This window comes from Pseudomonas thivervalensis (genome assembly GCF_001269655.1).
In the GTDB taxonomy this organism is placed as follows: Bacteria; Pseudomonadota; Gammaproteobacteria; order Pseudomonadales; family Pseudomonadaceae; genus Aquipseudomonas; species Aquipseudomonas thivervalensis.
Window position 1 is genome coordinate 140,850 of the sequence record NZ_LHVE01000006.1, and the last position, 20,762, is coordinate 161,611.

The following is a 20,762-nucleotide window of genomic DNA, read 5'->3' on the forward strand; positions in this document are numbered from 1 at the left end:
TATGGATTACCTGCATGCCCTCGCCTCGCCGCCGCTATCTGCTCCTCAGCCTCTGTGTCCTGTTGTTGATCGGTCTTGTCGCGGTGTGGCTACGCAGCACTACGCCGCAAATCCCCGAGGCGATCAAGCGTGGCTACAGTGAAGCCTTGGAAAACGCCCGCAACGGGCAACCGGGTGCGGCGCGGATGCTTTACCAGCAATTGGGGCGGCCGGACCTCTCGCCCAAGCGCCGCGTGTGGCTGCACGCCGAATTGCCCAACTACCCCAGCCCACAAGCCCTGAAACTGGCGGACGCGGACCTGCACAGCGAATCACCGGACGTGCGCCGGGCCGCCATCGGCAGCGTCGTCGGGCTGGTACCGACGGGCCAGCGCAGCCTGTTGCTCGGCCCGCTCCTGGATGATGACGACCCGAACGTCCGGTTCGCCGCCGTGAACGCGCTGCTGGGCCTGTCGCCGGATGACCTCGGCTTGTATTTCGGCGCGATGCAGATCGCCATCGACACTTGGGAGCAGGTGCTCGAGGACGGCCCGAAAACCGCTGAATCCCACTACCAACTCGCCCGGCTGCACCTGCACAATGCCGAACTGAAGAAAGCCCAGTTGGCCTTGGAGCAGACGTTGCGCCTGCAACCGGACAACCTGCCGGCGTTGGTCATGCAGATCGAAGTGCTGGACAAACAGGGCCAGGGCGAAGCCGCGCGGCAATTACTCGCCCGGCAGTTGCAAACCCAGCCAGCGTCGGCTTATCTGCAACATGCGCTGGGCATGTGGCTGCTGCAACACGGCCAGAGCGAGTATGCGGTGCTCGGCCTGGCAAAAGCCGTGGAACTGGACCCCGAAAACCGGCATTACCGCTATGACTTGGCGACCACCCTGCATGCCGAGCACGAAGTGGAAGCCGCGCAGAAACAGCTGCAGGAAATCGTCCAGCGCTACCCGGCCGACCGCAAGGCCCGGGTGTTGCTGATCAACTATTGGAAGGAAACCGGTCAGTTGCAGAACGTTCAAATCCTGTTGGCGCAACTGGAGCAGTTGAATCCCGATGACCCGGCGCTGCAACAGGGCCTGTAGGCCTGATGCCTGGCGGTTAAGTGAAACCTTGGGCAAACACACATACCGTGGCGAGGGAGCTTGCTCCCGCTGGGCTGCGCAGCAGCCCCAAAACAGGACCGCTTCGCGACCCAGCGGGAGCAAGCTCCCTCGCCACAGGATTACTGCTCGGCTTCATTTCGCTTAGCTGACTGGCATTGGTCTGTAGGCCGTCGTCACACGCCGAAAGTTGTGCAGTGCACCGCGTTTTGTCGATATAAGCGGAACCGCCATCACCGCCAAAGGTCAAGTGTTCAGGCAGTCGATTTCAGGCGTTACCCCGCCTGCTGCCCACTTCCCTAGTCATGAGAGGGCTATTTTTGTCTACATCTAACGAGTTGATCAGTGCAAAAGCCGCCACCGGCATCGAAGGACTGGACGATATCCTTTCCGGTGGTTTGTCCCGCGGCCATGTGTTCCTGCTCGAGGGGGAACCGGGGACCGGTAAGACCACGGTCGCGCTGCATTTCCTGTTGGCCGGCGCCAAGGCTGGCGAGCGCTCGTTGTACATCACGCTCTCGGAAACCGAGCGTGAACTGCGTCAGGGCGCGGCCTCCCACGGCTGGACCCTGGACGAGAACATTCATATTTTCGAGCTGACCCCGCCCGAAAGTCTGCTCAATGCCGAGCACCAGCAGAGCTTGCTGTACTCCTCGGACCTGGAGCTGGGCGAAGCGACCCGGCAGATATTCGAAGTGGTCGAACGGGTCAAGCCGACCCGGGTCGTGCTCGACAGCCTGTCGGAGATCCGCCTGCTGGCGCAAAGCTCCCTGCGCTACCGTCGCCAGATCCTGGCGATCAAGCATTACTTCGTGCGCTACGACGCTACAGTCCTGTTGCTTGACGACCTGACCACCGAGTCCCTGGACAAGACGGTGCACAGCGTTGCTCACGGCGTGGTGCGACTGGAAGAACTGACCCCCAACTACGGCGCCGAACGGCGACGGGTGCGGGTGGTCAAGTATCGCGGGCAGAAATACCGCGGCGGTTTCCATGACTTCACCATCATGGGTGATGGCCTGCACGTGTTCCCGCGCCTGGTGGCCGCCGAACACCGCGGGCACTACCTGCGCCAGCAACTCTCCAGCGGCATCGGCGAAATGGATGCGTTGCTGGGCGGCGGTATCGAGACCGGCTCCAGCACGTTGATCCTGGGCCCGGCGGGGACCGGCAAGTCGCTGATCTCGCTGATTTTTGCTGCTGCCGCCGTGCATCGCGGCGAGAAAGCCGCGTTGTTCATCTTCGATGAAGAGCTGGGCTTGCTGTTCGAGCGCCTGAAAAACATCGGCATCGATCTGCAAGCCCTGCAAGAGACCGGCAACCTGCTGATCGAACAGGTGGACGCCGCCGAGCTGTCCCCCGGCGAGTTCTCCCACCGCGTTCGTCGCTGCGTCGATGAAGGTGACATCAAGACCGTGGTCATCGACAGCATCAACGGCTACCAGGCGGCCATGCCGGAAGAGAACGCCCTGGTGCTGCACATGCATGAGTTGTTGCTCTACCTCAACCGCAAGGGCGCGGCGACCTTCATGACCGTCGCTCAGCACGGCCTGGTCGGGGACATGCAGGCGCCCGTGGACATTACTTACCTGGCCGACACGGTGATTCTGTTGCGTTATTTCGAAGCGCTAGGCAAGGTTCGCCGGGCGATTTCCATCATCAAGAAGCGCACCGGCAGCCACGAGTCGACCATCCGCGAATACCGCATCAGCGGCTCGGGCATGACCATTGGCGAACCGCTGGAAGCGTTCCAAGGCGTCTTGCGAGGGGTCCCCACTTACATGGGCGAGAGCAACCCGCTGCTCAAGGATGAACACCGGTGACGCTGGCCGAGCCCCTGTCCGAGCGGGCGCTGATTCTCGCGCCGCTGGGACGGGACAGCCAGATCGCCTTGATGATCCTCAATGAGGCCGGTTTTGCCGGTCTCATCTGCCGCCACCTGGGCCATTTGTGCGAAGAGCTGGAAAGCGGTGCCGGCCTGCTGGTGGTTTCTTCGGAGGCCTTGGTCGGTCCCGACCTGGAAACGCTGTTCCTGCAAATCGAGCAGCAACCGGCCTGGTCCGACCTGCCCATTGTCTTGCTGACCCATCACGGCGGCCCGGAACAGAACCCGGCGGCGCGGATCGGCATGCAATTGGGCAACGTGACCTTCCTTGAGCGCCCTTTCCATCCGGTCACCTTGATCAGCCTGGTCACCACCGCCCTGCGCGGGCGTCGAAGGCAGTACGAAGCCCGGGACCGCCTGATCGACCTCAGCAACAGCGAACTGCGCCTGCAAACCACCCTCGAAACCCTCGAACAGCAGGTAGAAGAGCGTACCGCCCAGTTGCGCCACAACGAAGAAGCCCTGCGCCAGTCGCAGAAAATGGAGGCGGTCGGCCAGCTCACCGGCGGCATCGCCCACGACTTCAACAACATGCTCACCGGGATCATCGGCAGCCTCGAACTGTTGCGTCGACGCCTGGCCCGAGGGCGTACCGAGGACCTGGACAGCCTGATCGACCTGGGCGTGACCTCGGCCAACCGCGCCGCCGGCCTGACCCATCGCCTGCTGGCGTTTTCCCGGCGGCAATCGCTGGACTCCAAGGCGGTCCAGATGAATACCCTGGTGCTGTCCATGGGCGAACTGCTGCAGCGCAGTCTCAACGAAAGCATTCGCCTGGACATGCAACTGGACGAACAACTCTGGGTCGCCGAAGCCGACCCCAATCAACTGGAAAGCGCCCTGCTCAACCTGGTACTCAACGCCCGGGATGCGATGCCCAACGGTGGAAACCTGGTGGTGCAGACCCGCAATCAGCATCTGGATGCCGACTTCACCGAGGCCTACCCCAACCTGGCACCCGGCGACTATGTGGTGCTGAGTGTGCAGGACAGCGGTTGCGGCATGCCCGAAGCGGTGATCAACCGTGCTTTCGACCCGTTCTTCACCACCAAGCCGATCGGCCAGGGCACCGGGCTGGGCCTGTCGATGATCTATGGCTTCAGTAAGCAATCCCGTGGCCATGTGACCATCGACAGCGAAGTCGACAAAGGCACCACCGTGAACCTTTACCTGCCACGCTTCATCGGTGAAGAAATACACGAGCCCCAGATCACCGCCCAGCAGGCGCCGCATGCGCAGGATGGCGAGACCGTGCTGATCGTCGAGGACGATCCGGCGGTGCGGGTGCTGGTGAGCGCGGTGTTGAGCGAACTGGGCTATGCGTTTGTGGAAGCGGCCGACGCCAACGGCGCGTTGCCGATCCTCCAGTCAAGCCAGCGCATCGACCTGCTGATCAGCGACGTTGGCCTGCCCGGCATGAATGGCCGGCAACTGGCGGAAATCGGCCGGCAGGTCCGCCCGAGCTTGCGGGTATTGTTCATCACCGGCTACGCCGAGCATGCAGCGGTGCGCGGCGGCTTCCTCGACCCGGGGATGCAGATGATCACCAAGCCGTTCACGTTTGATTTGTTGACGGCCAAGGTGCGGGAGATGATCAAGGTTTGAGGCGATGGGTTCTGTTTGAGCAGGGGCATTGCACACATTGTGGCGAGGGAGCTTGCTCCCGCTGGGCTGCAAACGCCATGTAGGAGCTGCCGAGCGGAGCGAGGCTGCGATCTTTCCACTGACAATTGAATCGAGAGCGAAAGATCAAGATCAAAAGATCGCAGGCTTCGCCAGCTCCTACAGAGCCCAGCGGGAGCAAGCTCCCTCGCCACAGGGGGTTCGCCTGATCTGCTGGGATATCTCCTGCCTACGACAACATCGACTGCATGATGCGCTGCAACTCATCCAGGTCGAACGGTTTGTCCAGGATCGGCGCCTTGCGGGTAATGGGGCTATCGGTGTCGCGCACTTCCTGCGCGTAGCCACTGATGAAAATCACCTTCAGCTCGGGGCGCAACTTGACTGCGGGTTCGGCGATCTGCACCCCGGAAATACCGCCCGGCAGGCGGAAGTCGGTAATCATCATGTCCAGATGAGGCTTGCTCGCCAGGATCTCGAACGCCTGTTCACCGTTTTCGGCCTGCAGCACCCGGTACCCCTCGTTCGACAGGTGGGCCGACAACACCATCAGGATCGACGGGTCATCCTCGACGACCAATACAACATCTTGCGCATCTTCACTCATGAGAAGCCTTCGTTCGATCAATAGCTGCTGATACGACCTTGGGGTCTCTCAGAGGTTGCGTCTGTTCGGCGGTTTTGTCCAAGACAGTTTTCTGCAAGGGCAGGCAAACACGAAACAGTGCCCCTTCATTGAGCCGACTGTCGACCGTGATTGTCCCGCCATGGGCCGTGACAATCTGCTCGGAAATGAACAGCCCCAGTCCCAGGCCCGAGGCGACTGCCTTGGACGATACGCGCTCGAACTGCTGGAAGATACGTTTCTGGTTCTCCTCGCTGATGCCGATGCCGTGGTCCTGGACCTCGATGCAGGCGTGTTCGGGAGTTTTGTAGACGCGCACTTCGATTGGCCCCTTGCCGCCGTAGCGCAGCGCATTGGTCAGCAGATTCGACACCACCTGCTCGATACGAAACTCATCCCAAAGCCCCTCCACCGCCGGTTCGGCCATGCAGGTCAACGAACACTCGGCCACGGCGATTTGCGGCTGGAAGTTGCGCAGCAGGTTTTCCACCAAGGCCGTCAGGTTGAAGCGGGTCGGACGGATCGACAGCTTGCCGGTACGAATCCGCGACACATCCAGCATGTCCTCGATCAGCCGGATCAGGCTCTTGATCTGGCGCTCGTCGCGTTCGACCATCGCGCGCACCTTGTCCAGGCTGAACGCCGCGGCATTGTCCCGGGCCAGGTGCATCTTGCGCAGCTGGGTCTCGAGGATGAGGCCGTTGAGGGGTGTGCGCACCTCGTGGGCAACGATGGACATGAAGTCGTCCCGCATGCGCACCGCCTGCTCCAACTCGCCACGGGTGGCCTCCAGTTGCTGCAACAGGACTTCCTGCTCCCGGCGACTCTGCTCAAGGGCAACGACCTGTTCCTTCATGGCCTTTCGTTGGCGATACAGCTCGACGAATACGTTGACCTTGCTCTTGACGGCCTGGGTGTCCAGCGGCTTGTGCAGGAAGTCCACCGCGCCGTTTTCATAACCGGTAAAGGCATAGTTGCGCTCACGCCCGGCGGCGCTGACGAAAATGATCGGGATGCTGCGGGTCTTTTCCGTGCCGCGCATCAGCTCGGCCAGCCCGAAACCGTTCATCTCCGGCATCTGCACGTCGATAATGGCCAGGGCAAAGTCATGTTGCAGTAGCAGGGACAGCGCTTCGTCCGCCGACAGGGCCTTGAAGACCTCGCGGTCGTCTCCCCGGATCAACGCTTCCAGGGCCAACAGATTCTCAGGCAGATCGTCGACGATCAGCAGTTTGGCTTGAATATCTCTTGGCATGTGGTTCATTCCAGCCCGGCCAGCAATTGGCCGATGCCTTGCAAAGTAAGGATATGGTCGGGCTCGTGCAGGGCCAGCGCGGCTTCGGGCATCGTGGAGACCTGGGCTTCCTCGGGATCCTGGACCACCGTGATCCCGCCCAGCGCCCTGACCTTCGCCAGGCCCCGGGCGCCATCGTCGTTGGCGCCGGTCAGCACCACGGCAAGCAACGCCGGGCCGTAGACATCGGCGGCCGACTCGAACAGCACGTCGATGGACGGCCGTGAATGGTGGACGGGTTCCTCCAGGCTCAACGACAGACTACGGTCGGCCTCCACCGACAAGTGATAGCCAGGCGTGGCGACGTACAAGGTGCCCGGGACGATATCCAGCTTGTCCCGGGCTTCCTCCACCGGCACCGCCAGACGATGGCCGAACACCGAGGCCAGTTGGCTGTCGCGCTCATCCGGCAGATGCAACACCACCAGGATGGGCACGCCAAAGCCTCGGCGCAGGTGTCCGAACACCCTGAGCAACGCTTCGACACCGCCGGCCGATGCGCCGACGACAATGGCCTCGATGGGCGGCCTGGACCTGTCCTTCGTCTGGTTCATAACTTGCGATAGATCCGTTCCTGTTTGACCAACGGCTCGAATCGATGGCCGTAAGCCGAAAAATCCAATGTCTCCTTACTGCCCAATACCAGGAAACCACGGTGACAGAGGGACTCATGGAACAGTCCAAACGCACGATCTTGCAGTTTTTTATTGAAATATATCAATACATTGCGGCATGAAATTAACTGAGTTTCCGAGAAAACACTGTCGGTCGCCAGGCTGTGATCGGCAAAGGTCACGTTCTGGCACAGGGTTTTGTCGAACATCGCATAATCGTAGGCGGCGGTGTAGTAATCGGCAAATGATCGCCGTCCTCCGGCGTTCTGGTAGTTCTGGGTATAGGTGCGCACGTTTTCCAGGGAGAAGATCCCCTGCTTGGCTTTTTCCAGCGAACGCGGATTGATATCGGTGGCGTAGATGAACGTGCGGTCCAGCAGGCCTTCTTCGCGCAGCAGGATCGCCATGGAGTAGACCTCCTCCCCCGTGCTGCAACCGGCGATCCAGATCTTGATCGAAGGGTACGTCCTGAGCAACGGCACGATTTCCTCGCGGATCGCCAGGAAATGCGAGGGGTCTCGAAACATCTCGCTGACCGGGATCGTCAGCAGTTGCAGCAACTGCATGAACATGCCCGGGTCATGCAATACGCGCTCCTGCAAGGCTGAAATGGTCTTGCATTCGAACTGGCTCAGCGCATGGTGGACCCGGCGCTTGATGGAAGCGCCGGAATAATCGCGAAAGTCGTAGCTGTACTTGAGGTAGATCGCTTCAATCAACAAACGAAGTTCAATGTCAGTGTCACGTTCCACTAAATTCTTTCCATATTCGGCAACCACACGCGAATCAGCGAAAACAGACGATCCAGATCGATCGGCTTGGCCAGGTAGTCGTTGGAACCCGCCGCCAGGCAGCGTTCCTGATCATCCTTCATGGCCTTGGCCGTCACGGCGATGATGGGCAGCTTGCGCCAGCGCGGGTCCTTGCGGATCAGCGCAGTGGCCTCGAAACCGTCCATCTCCGGCATCATCACATCCATCAGCACCAGGTCGATGTCGTCGAACTCATTCAGGCGATCGATCGCCTCCAACCCATTGCGGCCGATGACCACGATCGCCCCTTTCGCCTCCAGGGCGCTGGTCAGGGCAAAAATGTTGCGCACATCGTCATCCACCAGCAGCACCTTGCGGCCTTCGAACACCTTGTCGCGGCTGCGGGCGGTCTTGAGCATCCGCTGCCGTTCATGGGACAACCGGGATTCGACTTTGTGCAGAAAGAGTGTCACTTCGTCCAGCAGGCGCTCTGGCGAACGGGCGCCCTTGATGATGATCGAGCGTGAATACTTGCGCAGTTCGGCTTCCTCGTCCCGTGTCAGGTTGCGCCCGGTGTAGACGATCACCGGCGGGAAGGAACAGATGTCTTCGCTGGACATGCGCTTGAGCAAGTCATTGCCGAGCATGTCTGGCAACTTGAGGTCGATGATCATGCAGTCGTAGACATTGGTCCGCAGCAGGTCCAAGGCTTGCTGGGCCAGGCCAACAGCGGTGATCTCGATGTCATCGTCGCCGATCAGGCGAGTAATGCTGTCGCGTTGCAGGTCATCGTCTTCCACCAGCAGCACCCGCTTGACCTTCTGGGTCAGCTTGGCCTCCAGGCGGGCGAATACATCCTTGAGTTCTTCGCGGGTGGTTGGCTTGACGGCATAGCCGATGGCGCCCATGTGCATGGCGGCTTCGACGCGGTCTTCGACGGAAATCACGTGCACCGGGATGTGCCGGGTTTCGGCCTGCTCCTTGAGCCGCTGCAACACTGTCAGCCCGGAATGGTCCGGCAGGCGCATGTCCAGCAGGATCGCGTCGGGGGCCAGTTGCAACGCCAGGTCGAAGCCTTCGTCGGCACCGTGGGCCACCAGGCACTGGTAACCAAGCTCATGGGCCAGGTCGAACAGAATCCGCGCGAACTTGGGCTCGTCCTCGATCACCAGGATGCATCGGGTTTCGAATGGCGCCTTGTCGCGGTCGTCGGCGAATCGGGCAATCGGCGTGTCCACCTCGGCGATCAGCGGCGCGGGTGCGGCTTTGGGTGCAACGGCCGCTGGCGCGGTGGCCGTCGGGGTGAAGGTCATCGGCGCTATCGGGGTGTCCCCGGGCTCGACATAACGTTCCGGCAATACCAGTGTAAAGACGCTGCCCTGCCCCGGCTCGCTGGAAACCGAGATCGAGCCGCCCAGCAACGTGGCCAGGTCCCGGGAAATCGACAACCCCAGGCCGGTACCGCCGTAGCGACGGTTGGTGGTGCCATCGGCCTGGCGGAACGCTTCGAAGATGCTTTGCTGCTGGTCCGCGGCGATGCCGATCCCGGAGTCCCGCACCATGAATGCGATGCCCGAGCCCGGCTGACCGGCCACGGACAAGCTGACGGAACCTTGCTCGGTGAACTTCACGGCGTTGGACAGCAGGTTCTTGATCACCTGCTCCAGGCGCTGGCGATCGGTGTAGAGCATCGCCGGCGCATCGGTCAGCACTTGCACCTCGAAACCCAGGCCCTTGTCGGCCGCCAACGGCTCGAACATATCCCGCAACCCTTCCACCAGACGCTGCACGCTGGTGTTTTCCGGGCGCACTTCCAGTTTCCCGGCCTCGACCTTGGAGATGTCGAGAATGTCGTTGATCAGGTTCAGCAGGTCATTGCCGGCGGAGTAGATCGATTCGGCAAACTTGACCTGCTCCTCGCTGAGGTTCTGCTGCGGGTTCTCCGCCAGCAGCTTGGACAGGATCAGCGAGCTGTTGAGCGGCGTGCGCAGCTCATGGGACATGTTGGCCAGAAACTCGGATTTGTATTTGCTCGATCGCTGCAGTTCTTCGGCGCGCTCCTGCAACTGGATCTGGGCCAGGTTCAGTTCGCTGTTCTTCTGGTCCATGGCGTCGCGCTGCTCGGCCAATTGCTCGTTGGTCTGCTCCAGCTCCTGTTGCTGGGCTTCCAGGTGGGCCTGGGATTCCTTGAGGATGCGCGACTGTTCTTCCAGCTCTTCGTTGGCAGTCTTGAGTTCTTCCTGCTGGACTTGCAGCTCTTCGTTCAACTGTTGGGTTTCGGCCAGCACTTCCTGCAGGCGTTGGCGATAGCGGGCGGCCTCGATGGAGGTGCCGATGTTGCCGGCGATCAGCTCCAGCAGCTCGACATCTCGTTCGGTCAATGGCCGCAGGAGCCCCAGCTCGACGACACCGTTGATCCGGTCATCGTCACTGGTAGGCACCACCAACACGCTGTTGGGCAGGCCCTGCCCCAATCCGGAGCTGACCTTCAGATAATCGTCCGGCACGTCGTCCAGGCGGATGAGGCGCCCCTGTTGCACGGCCTGGCCCGCGATGCCTTCGCCGGCGACGATCACCTGCTGTTGTTCTTCGTCCTCCCGGGACAGGCCATAGGCGGCGACGCGCCGGAGGACACCGTTTTCTTCCCGCACATAAAGTGCCGCGACAGCGACGTCCAGGTATTTCGCACAGAACTGCAGGATATTGCGGCCCAACAGGTTCAGCGACAGTTGCCCCAGGACCTGCTCGGCCAGTTGCGTCTGGCCATTGCGCAGCCAGGCCTGCTTCTCCAGGTGCAAAGCGCTGCGTTGCTGGACCTTCAGGTTGGCGCTGTAGCTTTCGGACAGGTTCAACAGGTCCCGGCGACCGACGTAGGCCAGCAGCCCGCTGACCGCAGCGACGAACAACAGGTACAGGGCAATGCTCCAGACGGTCGTGGTGCGCACATCCAGGTTACGCGCCGCACGCAGTTGCTGCTCGGTCTCGACAACCTCTTCGAAGGACTGGCGAATCTCGTCGGTCAGGCGCTTGCCGCGCCCGGCCTTCACCGCGCCCCGGTAATCGCCGCTGCTGCGTTGCAAGTCGATCATGCCCTGGGCGTAATTGGACCACTCCGTCTGGAGTGCCTGGATCTTGTGCAGCCGGTCGACCTGGACGGGGTTGTCGGCTGTCAATTCCAGCAAAGTGTCCAGCGCCACGGCGATCCGTGGCTTGGCCACTTCGTAGGGGTCGAGGAAGTGCTCATCGCCACTCAACAGGTAGCCGCGCATGCCGGTTTCCAGGTCCACGCTCAGCTTGAGCGCTTCGTTGGCGTTATTGATCACCCTGTCGGTATGGCCGACCCACTGGATCACCGACAACAGGTACGTGATGAGGATGATGAAAAACACCGCGCTGAGGGCGCCCATGCCCAGCGGCAGGCTGATGTTGCGGCTCAGGAGTTTGCGAAAACTTTGCTCGTCGACCGAAGACGAAGGAGTCATGGAGAAGGCCTTGGTGGACAGTTGGAAAACCATGGAGTTTGCCCGAAAAACCGCGCTTGGATCCACATTTTCTGACGAGTCAAAGGCGCAAATCCCGCGACGATCTGCCTTGTAGCAAGGAAGCGACTATCCTTGTCAGCTCTTGTACTATAGATCCTTTCTTGTACAACCTACGGAACTTGTGCCGCCTTGGCGCTTACTCATAAAAGAGGCTCATGAAAGAGGCTTTTTTTCGTGCTCCCTCCCGTTTCCATCTTTCGAGAATGTATCTATGCCCACTGCCACTGCCACCACCCAGCCCACCATCCTGGTAGTCGAAGATGACGACATCGTGCGGATGTTGATCGTCGACGTGCTGGAGGAGTTGGAATACCAGGTGCTGGAGGCGGACGGTTGTGAGCAGGCGCTGGACTTTCTGGAGGATGCCAGCCAATCCATTGCCCTGATGATGACGGACGTCGGCCTGCCGATAATGGACGGTCGCGCACTGGCGATCGAGGCTCGCAGGAAACGGCCCGGGTTGCCGATCCTGTTTGCCAGCGGTTATGCCGAAAGCATCGATGTGCCCGGAGACATGGCAGTGATCGGCAAACCCTTCTCCGTCGATCAGTTGCGGGACAAGATCAAACGCATTCTTTCTTGAGCCGGATCGCATTCTTGGTCACTATCGGCGCCCCGCGCGCCGATGGCGCCTGATTCGCTCCGAGGAACGTCCCGCTCATGCGTCACCCCACCGCCACCAAAGTCCTGGTCATCGGCTATGTCTGGCCCGAACCGCGTTCATCGGCGGCCAGTGGGCACGTCATGCAGATCCTCGACACTTTTCTCGGACAAGGCTGGGACATCACCTTCAGCAGCCCGGCCGGCCCGGGCGAGCAGCGTGCCGACCTGGTCGCGCTGGGCATCCGCGAAGTGCCCATCGAACTCAATAACAGCAGCTTCGACGCGTTCATCCAGGAACTGGCGCCGGACATTGTGCTGTTCGACCAGTTCATGATGGAAGAACAGTTCGGCTGGCGGGTCGAAAAGCACTGCCCCGGCGCCCTGCGGGTGCTGGAGACCTCCGATCTGCAAAGCCTGCGCCACGCCCGCCATCAGCGCCTGAAGGAGCGCCTGAAGCGCGATGAGACGAACGAGGACTTCAGCGACCTCTTCGCCCCGGCCCTGGACGAGGAATTCCAACGGATGGCCGACACCGACCTGGCCAAGCGGGAAATCGCCGCCCTGTACCGCTGCGACCTCAACCTGATGGTGTCCGAGGTTGAAATCGAACTGTTGGTGGAACACTTCAAGCTGCCCCGCAACCTGCTGCACTGGTGCCCGTTGATGCTGGACCTGCGCAGCGAGCCGTTCGTACCGTTCGAGGAGCGGGCGCATTTCCTCAGCATCGGCAACTTCCGCCATGCGCCGAACTGGGACGCCGTGCTCTGGATGAAAAACGCCATCTGGCCGCTGATCCGCCAACAACTGCCGGGCGCACAACTGCATCTGTATGGCGCCTACACGCCGCCCAAGGCCGCGGCGCTGCACAACCCGGCCCAAGGCTTTCACATCATGAACTGGGCCGAGGACGCGTTGCAGGTCATGTCGGCCGCACGTATCTGCCTGGCGCCGCTGCGTTTCGGCGCCGGCATCAAGGGCAAGCTGATCGACGCGATGCTCTGTGGCACCCCCAACGTCACCACGCCCGTGGGGGTCGAAGCCATGCACGGTGGCATGCCCTGGCCCGGGTCGATTGCCCAGAGTGCCGAAGGCATCGCCCGCGCAGCTGTGCAGCTGTATAGCGACCAGACACGTTGGACCCAGGCCCAGGACGCAGGCCTGGCACTGCTGGGGAGCCGCTACCGGCAACAGGTGCATGGGCCGGCGCTGATCGACAGCATCAACGCCGGCCGGGCGGACCTTGCGCAGCGACGCCGGGACAATTTCACCGGCAGCATGCTGCGTCACCACCAGCACAAAAGCACCCAATACATGTCCCAGTGGATCGAAGAAAAAAACCGCAACGGTTAAAAGTCAGGGTGGCAGCCACTGGGCGAAGGGGGCATTATCCAACGGCGATAATAATAAAAGCGCCAGGCCCATGACCCGAACAGCCAGAGTCACCGACCCCTCCTACGAGTTGATGGACGACCATAACGGGCTGTCCATCATCTATCGCCAGCACGGTTTCCCCTGCCCGCTGGTGCGCTGGCATTTCCACAAGGAATACGAGCTGCACTTGATCGTCGCCAGTTCCGGCAAGGTGTTCATTGGCGACTACATCGGCAACTTCTATCCCCAGTCACTGTTTCTCACCGGTCCCAATCTGCCCCACAACTGGATCAGCCAGGTGGCCGAGGACGAAGTGGTGCCCAAGCGCGACATGCTGGTGAACTTCACCGACGAGTTGTTCGAAAGCGGCCACCAGGTATTCGCCGAACTCAAAACGGTCGCACCGCTGCTCGAACGCGCCCAATACGGCATCGAGTTCCGCTGCAAGCGCACCATCCGCCAGGCCATGACCCTGATGCAGCGCATCGCCGACTCCCAGGGCATGAGCCGCCTGGGGCATTTTTTCATCCTGATGGAGCTGCTGGCCGCCACGGATGACTACCAATTGCTGTCCGGCGCGACCGCCCCGCAAACGGCGGACGAACACAGCATCGACCGCACCAACCGCGCCGTGGACTACATCTTCGCCCATTACGCCCGGGAACTGCCCCTGGAAGAAGTCGCCGAGCACCTGGGCATGAAACCGACCTATTTCAGCCGGGTGTTCAAACAGGCTACTGGCCGTTGCTTCATCGAGTTCGTCAATCGCCTGCGCATCAGCAAATCCTGCGAACTGCTGGCCGACGGCGACAAGCCGGTGACCGATGTGTGCTTTGAATCGGGCTTCAACAACATCTCCAATTTCAACCGGCGCTTCCAGCAGCTCAAGGGCATGACCCCCTCCCACTACCGGCGGCTGGCGGTGCAGCGATTGACCGAGCAGAACCAGGGCTGACACTTTTTTCGACCCGACAGGTCCTCTGTGGCGAGGGAGCTTGCTCCCGCTGGGCTGCGCAGCAGACCCAAAAAAACAGGGCCGCTGCGCGCCCCAGCGGGAGCAAGCTCCCTCGCCACAAGGGCCCTTCGTTGACCACGCCTCTGTGCAAGTGCAAAAAAGTATCAGTCAAAGTGCGACGGATGATTTGTCACGCCGTTCATTGAAGGCTGTAATCAGCGCACATTCTTCCCTTCATCCGGAAGACACAAAAACAATAACTGTCCTTCTGTAGCCTTCGGGCGCGGAAAAGGAGTGCGCGATGAAACCTTCGGTAAAAGCTCTGCTTGTCTCCACCTGCATGACCCTCAGCAGCGTCAGCTTCGGCGCAGAGACCCTCACCATTGCCACGGTCAACAACAGCGACATGATCCGCATGCAAAAGCTCTCGAAAACCTTCGAAGCCGAGCATCCGGACATCAAGCTCAATTGGGTGGTACTCGAAGAAAACGTCCTGCGTCAACGCCTGACCACCGACATCGCCACCCAAGGCGGACAGTTCGACGTGCTGACCATTGGCATGTACGAAGCTGCACTCTGGGGCGCCAAAGGCTGGCTGGAACCAATGAAAGACCTGCCGGCCTCCTACGACCTCGACGACGTGTTCCCCTCCGTGCGCGATGGCTTGTCGGTCAAGGGCTCGCTGTACGCCCTGCCGTTCTACGCCGAAAGCTCGATCACCTATTACCGCACGGACCTGTTCAAGAACGCCGGGCTGACCATGCCTGAGCACCCGACCTGGACCCAGATTGGTGAGTTCGCAGAAAAACTCACCGACAAATCCAAGGAACAATATGGCCTGTGCCTGCGGGGCAAGGCTGGTTGGGGTGAGAACATGGCGCTGATCACGACCCTGGCCAACGGCTTTGGCGCACGCTGGTTCGATGAGAAGTGGCAGCCGCAGTTCAATGGGCCCGAGTGGAAGGATGCCCTGAACTTCTACGTCGACAACATGAAGAAATCCGGCCCGCCGGGTGCTTCCAGCAACGGTTTCAACGAGAACCTGGCGCTGTTCAACAGCGGCAAGTGCGCAATCTGGATCGATGCCAGCGTCGCGGGTTCGTTCGTGACCGACAAGACTCAGAGCAAGGTGGCCGATCACGTCGGCTTCACCTTCGCCCCCCACGAAAAAACCGATAAAGGCACCTCGTGGATGTACTCCTGGTCCCTGGCCATCCCGACCAGTTCCAAAGCCAAGGACGCGGCCAAGGTCTTTACCACTTGGGCAACGTCCAAGGAGTACAACCAACTGGTCGCCAAGACCGACGGCATCGCCAACGTACCGCCGGGCACCCGCACTTCGACCTACAGCGACGAATACATGAAGGCCGCGCCGTTTGCCAAGGTGACGCTGGAATCGTTGAAAGTCGCCGACCCCAAAGCCCCTACCCTCAAGCCCGTGCCCTACATCGGCATTCAGTTGGTGACCATTCCCGAGTTCCAGGCCATCGGCACCCAGGTGGGCAAGTTCTTCTCGGGCGCCCTGACCGGCCAGCAAACCGTGGACCAGGCGTTGACCGCCGCGCAGTCCACCACTGAACGCGAGATGAAGCGCGCCGGGTATCCCAAGTAAAGGTTTGTAAACATCCATTTGTGGCGAGGGAGCTTGCTCCCGCTGGCGGGCGAAGCCCGTCCTGGCGATCGAAAGGATTGCCTATCGGCATGGGCCCGCTGCGCGGTCCAGCGGGAGCAAGCTCCCTCGCCACAGGGAATGCGTCGCATAAGAGTAAGCACTCATGAATAGCTCAACTACAACCGCCAAAGCCCCCATCGAGATCGCTCCGCCGCCGGCACGCAAGATCCGCCTGGCCAACCCCGGCTGGTTCCTGGTCAGCCCTTCGGTGGGCTTGTTGCTGCTGTGGATGATCGTGCCGCTGGGCATGACCGTCTACTTCTCGATGATCCGCTACAACCTGCTCTATCCCGGCGAAAACGAGTTCGTGGGGCTGGAGAACTTCACCTATTTCCTGACCGACTCGGGTTTCATGCCCGGCGCCACCAATACCCTGTTGCTGGTGGGCAGCGTGTTACTGATCAGTATCGTCCTCGGGGTATTGATCAGTGCGCTGCTGGAGGCCAGTGAGTTTTTTGGCCGCGGCATCGTCCGGGTGCTGCTGATCTCGCCGTTCTTCATCATGCCCACCGTCGGTGCGCTGATCTGGAAGAACCTGATCTTCCACCCGGTCTCGGGCATCCTCGCCTCGGTGTGGAAGCTGTTCGGCGCCCAGCCGGTGGACTGGCTGGCCCATTACCCGCTGTTGTCGATCATTATCATCGTGAGCTGGCAATGGCTGCCGTTCGCGATCCTGATCCTGATGACCGCCATGCAGTCGCTGGACCAGGAACAGAAAGAGGCCGCCCGCCTGGACGGTGCCGGCCCGATCGCGATCTTCTGGCACCTGACCCTGCCGCACCTGGCCCGGCCAATTGCCGTGGTACTGATGATCGAAACGATCTTCCTGCTGTCGGTGTTCGCCGAGATCTTCACCACCACCAACGGTGGCCCCGGCTATGCCTCCACCAACCTGGCGTACCTGATCTACAACCAGGCGCTGGTGCAGTTCGACGTCGGCATGGCTTCGGCCGGTGGCCTGATTGCCGTGGTCATTGCCAACATCGCCGCCATCATCCTGGTCCGGATGATCGGCAAAAACCTCACCGACAAGCATTGAGGCCGTCGCCATGACTCTTCAACAATCCCGTCGCCTGCAAAGCCTGCTGCTGGGCACGCTGGCCTGGGCCATCGCGGTCCTGATCTTCTTTCCGATCTTCTGGATGGTGCTGACCAGCTTCAAGACCGAAATCGACGCGTTCGCCACGCCGCCGCAGTTCATCTTCGCACCGACCCTGGAGAACTACCTGCACATCAACGAGCGCAGCAATTACTTCAGCTTCGCCTGGAACTCGGTGGTGATTTCCTTCAGCGCCACCGCCCTGTGCCTGCTGATCGCGGTGCCGGCGGCCTACTCCATGGCGTTCTATGAAACCCAGCGCACCAAAGGCACGTTGCTGTGGATGCTCTCCACCAAAATGCTGCCGCCGGTGGGCGTGCTGATGCCGATCTACCTGCTGGCCAAGCAATTTGGCCTGCTGGACACGCGGATCGCGCTGATCATCATCTACACCTTGATCAACCTGCCCATCGTGGTCTGGATGATTTACACCTACTTCAAGGACATCCCTCGCGACATCCTCGAGGCCGCACGCCTGGATGGCGCCACGCTCTGGCAGGAAATGGTCCGCGTGCTGCTGCCGATCGCCAAGGGCGGCCTGGCGTCCACCGTACTGCTGTCGCTGATCCTGTGCTGGAACGAGGCGTTCTGGTCGCTGAACCTCACCTCCTCCAAGGCCGCCCCCCTGACGGCGCTGATCGCCTCCTATTCCAGCCCGGAAGGTTTGTTCTGGGCCAAGTTATCGGCCGTCTCGACCCTGGCCTGTGCGCCGATCCTGATCTTTGGCTGGATCAGCCAGAAACAGCTGGTGCGCGGTTTGTCCTTCGGCGCGGTGAAATGAACCGTCAAAAGATCGCAGGCTTCGCCAGCTCCTACACACAGCTCACAGCCTCCGCAATCCCTGTAGGAGCTGCCGAGTGCAACGAGGCTGCGATCTTTCCCAGCCAACTGAATAAATGACAAGTGGAGGCCCATCATCATGGCCAACCTGAAAATCAAGAATCTGCAAAAGGGTTTCGAAGGTTTCTCCATCATCAAGGGCATCGACCTTGAGGTGAACGACCGCGAGTTCGTCGTTTTCGTCGGCCCGTCGGGCTGCGGCAAGTCCACGCTGCTGCGGCTGATCGCCGGCCTGGAAGAAGTCAGTGACGGCACCATCGAACTGGATGGCCGGGACATTACCGAAGTCAGCCCGGCCAAGCGCGACCTGGCGATGGTGTTCCAGACCTACGCCTTGTACCCGCACATGAGCGTGCGCAAGAACATGTCCTTCGCCCTCGACCTCGCCGGTGTGCCCAAGGCCGAAGTCGAGAAGAAGGTCAACGAAGCGGCGCGCATCCTCGAACTGGGGCCGATGCTCGAGCGCAAGCCCAAGCAACTGTCCGGCGGCCAGCGCCAGCGTGTGGCGATCGGCCGGGCCATCGTGCGCAACCCGAAAATTTTCCTGTTCGACGAGCCGCTGTCCAACCTCGACGCCGCCCTGCGGGTGCAGATGCGCCTGGAGCTGGCGCGCCTGCACAAGGAGTTGCAGGCGACCATGATCTACGTGACTCACGACCAGGTCGAAGCCATGACCCTGGCCGACAAGGTGGTGGTGCTCAACGGCGGGCGCATCGAGCAGGTCGGCTCGCCACTGGAGCTGTATCACCAGCCAGCCAACCTGTTTGTCGCCGGGTTCCTCGGCACACCAAAAATGGGCTTTCTCAAAGGCAAGGTCACCGCCCTGGACAACCAGGGTTGTGAAGTGCTGCTGGACGCCGGCACGCGTATCCACCTGCCGCGCAGTGGCGCCAACCTGAGCGTCGGCGGTGCGGTGACCCTGGGAATTCGTCCGGAACACCTGAACCTGGCGCAACCGGGCGATTGCTCCCTGCAAGTCACCGCCGACGTCAGCGAGCGGCTGGGCAGCGATACCTTCTGTCACGTCGTCACAGCGTCCGGCGAAGCCTTGACCATGCGCGTTCGCGGCGACCTGGCGAGCCGTTTCGGCGAGCAACTGAGCCTGCACCTGGACGCTGAACACTGCCATTTATTCGATGCCGAAGGCGTAGCGGTGAACCGCGCGCTGCGCGCCGCCGCCTGATTGCCGAGACTTGTGATGAAACTCAACCGACAAAACCTGCACAACCTCAACCCCGAAGTCGCCCTGCCGGCCTACCCTCTGGGCGACATCCGCCAGGGCATCGCCCACATCGGCGTCGGTGGTTTCCACCGGGCTCACCAGGCGTACTACACCGATGCACTGATGAACACCGGCGCCGACCTGGACTGGGCCATCTGCGGCGTGGGCCTGCGGGCCGAGGACCGCCGAGCCCGGGATGACCTGGCCAGCCAGGACTACCTCTTCACCCTGTACGAACTGGGCGACACCGATGACACCGAAGTCCGGGTGATCGGCGCGATCAATGACATGTTGCTGGCCGAAGACGGCGCCCAGGCGCTGATCGACAAACTGGCCGACCCGCAGATCCGCATCGTCTCGCTGACCATCACCGAAGGTGGCTATTGCATCGACGACAGCAATGGCGAGTTCATGGCCCACCTGTCGCAGATCCAGCACGACCTGGCCCATCCCGAAGCACCGAAGACCGTCTTCGGCTTCCTCTGTGCCGCCCTGGCCAAGCGCCGTGCTGAGGGGACGCCAGCGTTCACGCTGATGTCCTGCGATAACCTGCCCCACAACGGCGCCGTGACTCGCAAGGCGTTGCTGGCGTTTGCCGCGCTGCGCGACCCGGAACTGGGCCGATGGATCGACGCAAACGTGAGTTTTCCCAACGCCATGGTCGATCGCATCACGCCCATGACCAGCGTGGCCCATCGCTTGCAGTTGCATGACGAACATGGTGTCGACGACGCCTGGCCGGTGGTCTGCGAACCGTTCGTGCAATGGGTGCTGGAAGACAAATTCGTCAACGGTCGTCCGGCCTGGGAAAAGGTCGGCGTGCAGTTCACCGATGACGTTTCCCCCTATGAGGAAATGAAAATCAAGCTGCTCAACGGCAGCCACCTGGCGTTGACCTACCTGGGCTTTCTCAAGGGTTATCGCTTCGTCCACGAGACCATGAACGATCCGCTGTTCGTGCGTTACATGCGCACCTACATGGACCTGGACGTGACGCCGCAACTGGCGCCAGTACCGGGCATCGACCTGACCTACTACAAGAACACCCTGGTGGAGCGTTTTTCCAACCAGGCGATTGCCGACCAATTGGAACGGGTCTGTTCAGACGGCTCGTCGAAGTTTCCAAAATTCACCGTCCCGACCATCAATCGCCTGATTGCCGACGGCAGTGAAACCCGCCGTGCCGCGCTGGTCGTCGCGGCCTGGGCGGTGTACCTGAAGGGCGTAGACGAAAACGGCGTGACCTATTCGATCCCGGACCCACGGGCGGCGTTCTGCCAGGCATTGGTGGCCGACGATGCGCTGGTGACCCAGCGGGTGCTGGAGGTAGAAGAAATCTTCGGTACCGCGATCCCCCGCTCCCCCGAATTCGTGGCAGCCTTCGAATGGTGCTGCAACAGCTTGCGCGAGCACGGAGTCACACGGACACTTGAGCGGGTACTGGCGGACGCGAACTAAGCTCGACGCGCCCCGCTCTCTGTGGCGAGGGAGCTTGCTCCCGCTGGGTTGCGAAGCGACCCCATGGATTTGTCAGGCTCACCGCGTTGCCTGGCCTTGGGGGGCTGCTGCGCAGC

16 protein-coding genes are annotated in these 20,762 nt (G+C 61.2%); 11 read left to right on the forward strand and 5 right to left on the reverse strand.

Annotation, left to right across the window (positions count from 1 at the left end; translation table 11 throughout):
* Positions 1-14 precede the first annotated feature (14 nt).
* The 3 genes from AD659_RS06605 (at position 15) to AD659_RS06615 (ending at position 4,581) form a co-directional block, all read left to right on the forward strand.
* Entirely contained in the window at positions 15-1,073 is a 1,059-nt protein-coding gene (locus AD659_RS06605; protein ID WP_053119488.1) for a tetratricopeptide repeat protein, read from the forward strand.
* Between the two features lie 338 nt (positions 1,074-1,411).
* Positions 1,412-2,914 (forward strand): ATPase domain-containing protein, encoded by a 1,503-nt coding sequence (locus AD659_RS06610; RefSeq protein ID WP_053119490.1) that lies wholly within the window; start codon positions 1,412-1,414, stop codon positions 2,912-2,914.
* Positions 2,911-4,581, forward strand: coding sequence for a response regulator (locus AD659_RS06615; RefSeq protein WP_053119492.1), 1,671 nt, complete (start codon positions 2,911-2,913; stop codon positions 4,579-4,581). Before AD659_RS06610 ends, AD659_RS06615 begins: the two co-directional genes overlap by 4 nt.
* A gap of 247 nt (positions 4,582-4,828) precedes the next feature.
* On the opposite strand, the gene AD659_RS06620 is transcribed toward AD659_RS06615, so the two are convergent.
* Genes AD659_RS06620 through AD659_RS06640 form a run of 5 tightly spaced genes read right to left on the reverse strand, consistent with a single transcriptional unit; the run spans position 4,829 to position 11,366 of the window.
* The gene (locus AD659_RS06620; protein ID WP_053119494.1) at positions 4,829-5,206 is read right to left on the reverse strand and encodes a response regulator; all 378 of its coding nucleotides are present in this window, start codon (positions 5,204-5,206) and stop codon (positions 4,829-4,831) included.
* On the reverse strand, positions 5,199-6,479 hold the full coding sequence (locus AD659_RS06625) for a hybrid sensor histidine kinase/response regulator (protein ID WP_053119496.1): 1,281 nt from the start codon (positions 6,477-6,479) through the stop codon (positions 5,199-5,201). Before AD659_RS06625 ends, AD659_RS06620 begins: the two co-directional genes overlap by 8 nt.
* A gap of 5 nt (positions 6,480-6,484) precedes the next feature.
* Complete coding sequence (locus AD659_RS06630) at positions 6,485-7,072, reverse strand: chemotaxis protein CheB (RefSeq protein ID WP_053119499.1); 588 nt, start codon at positions 7,070-7,072, stop codon at positions 6,485-6,487.
* Positions 7,069-7,884 carry a CheR family methyltransferase gene (locus AD659_RS06635; RefSeq protein ID WP_053119503.1) on the reverse strand — a complete coding sequence of 272 codons (816 nt, stop codon included), beginning with the start codon at positions 7,882-7,884 and terminating at the stop codon, positions 7,069-7,071. The genes AD659_RS06630 and AD659_RS06635 overlap by 4 nt, the downstream gene beginning before the upstream one ends.
* Positions 7,884-11,366, reverse strand: a complete 3,483-nt coding sequence (locus AD659_RS06640; RefSeq protein ID WP_053119978.1) for a response regulator — start codon at positions 11,364-11,366, stop codon at positions 7,884-7,886. The genes AD659_RS06635 and AD659_RS06640 overlap by 1 nt, the downstream gene beginning before the upstream one ends.
* Positions 11,367-11,637: 271 nt before the next feature.
* On the opposite strand from AD659_RS06640, the gene AD659_RS06645 reads away from it, so the two are divergent.
* From AD659_RS06645 to AD659_RS06680, 8 genes are all read left to right on the forward strand, one after another.
* Positions 11,638-12,009 carry a response regulator gene (locus tag AD659_RS06645; protein ID WP_053119505.1) on the forward strand — a complete coding sequence of 124 codons (372 nt, stop codon included), beginning with the start codon at positions 11,638-11,640 and terminating at the stop codon, positions 12,007-12,009.
* A gap of 77 nt (positions 12,010-12,086) precedes the next feature.
* Positions 12,087-13,379 (forward strand): glycosyltransferase, encoded by a 1,293-nt coding sequence (locus AD659_RS06650; RefSeq protein WP_053119507.1) that lies wholly within the window; start codon positions 12,087-12,089, stop codon positions 13,377-13,379.
* Between the two features lie 70 nt (positions 13,380-13,449).
* Entirely contained in the window at positions 13,450-14,355 is a 906-nt protein-coding gene (locus AD659_RS06655; RefSeq protein WP_053119509.1) for an AraC family transcriptional regulator, read from the forward strand.
* Between the two features lie 301 nt (positions 14,356-14,656).
* The gene (locus AD659_RS06660) at positions 14,657-15,967 is read left to right on the forward strand and encodes an ABC transporter substrate-binding protein (RefSeq protein WP_053119511.1); all 1,311 of its coding nucleotides are present in this window, start codon (positions 14,657-14,659) and stop codon (positions 15,965-15,967) included.
* A 163-nt stretch (positions 15,968-16,130) separates the two neighbouring features.
* Positions 16,131-17,066 (forward strand): carbohydrate ABC transporter permease, encoded by a 936-nt coding sequence (locus AD659_RS06665; protein WP_053119513.1) that lies wholly within the window; start codon positions 16,131-16,133, stop codon positions 17,064-17,066.
* Positions 17,067-17,076: 10 nt separating this feature from the next.
* Positions 17,077-17,907, forward strand: coding sequence for a carbohydrate ABC transporter permease (locus AD659_RS06670; RefSeq protein ID WP_053119516.1), 831 nt, complete (start codon positions 17,077-17,079; stop codon positions 17,905-17,907).
* 138 nt (positions 17,908-18,045) lie between these two features.
* A complete protein-coding gene (locus tag AD659_RS06675; protein WP_053119518.1) occupies positions 18,046-19,149 on the forward strand; it encodes an ABC transporter ATP-binding protein in 1,104 nt (367 codons plus the stop codon).
* A gap of 15 nt (positions 19,150-19,164) precedes the next feature.
* Complete coding sequence (locus tag AD659_RS06680; RefSeq protein WP_053119519.1) at positions 19,165-20,646, forward strand: mannitol dehydrogenase family protein; 1,482 nt, start codon at positions 19,165-19,167, stop codon at positions 20,644-20,646.
* Positions 20,647-20,762: the final 116 nt, after the last annotated feature.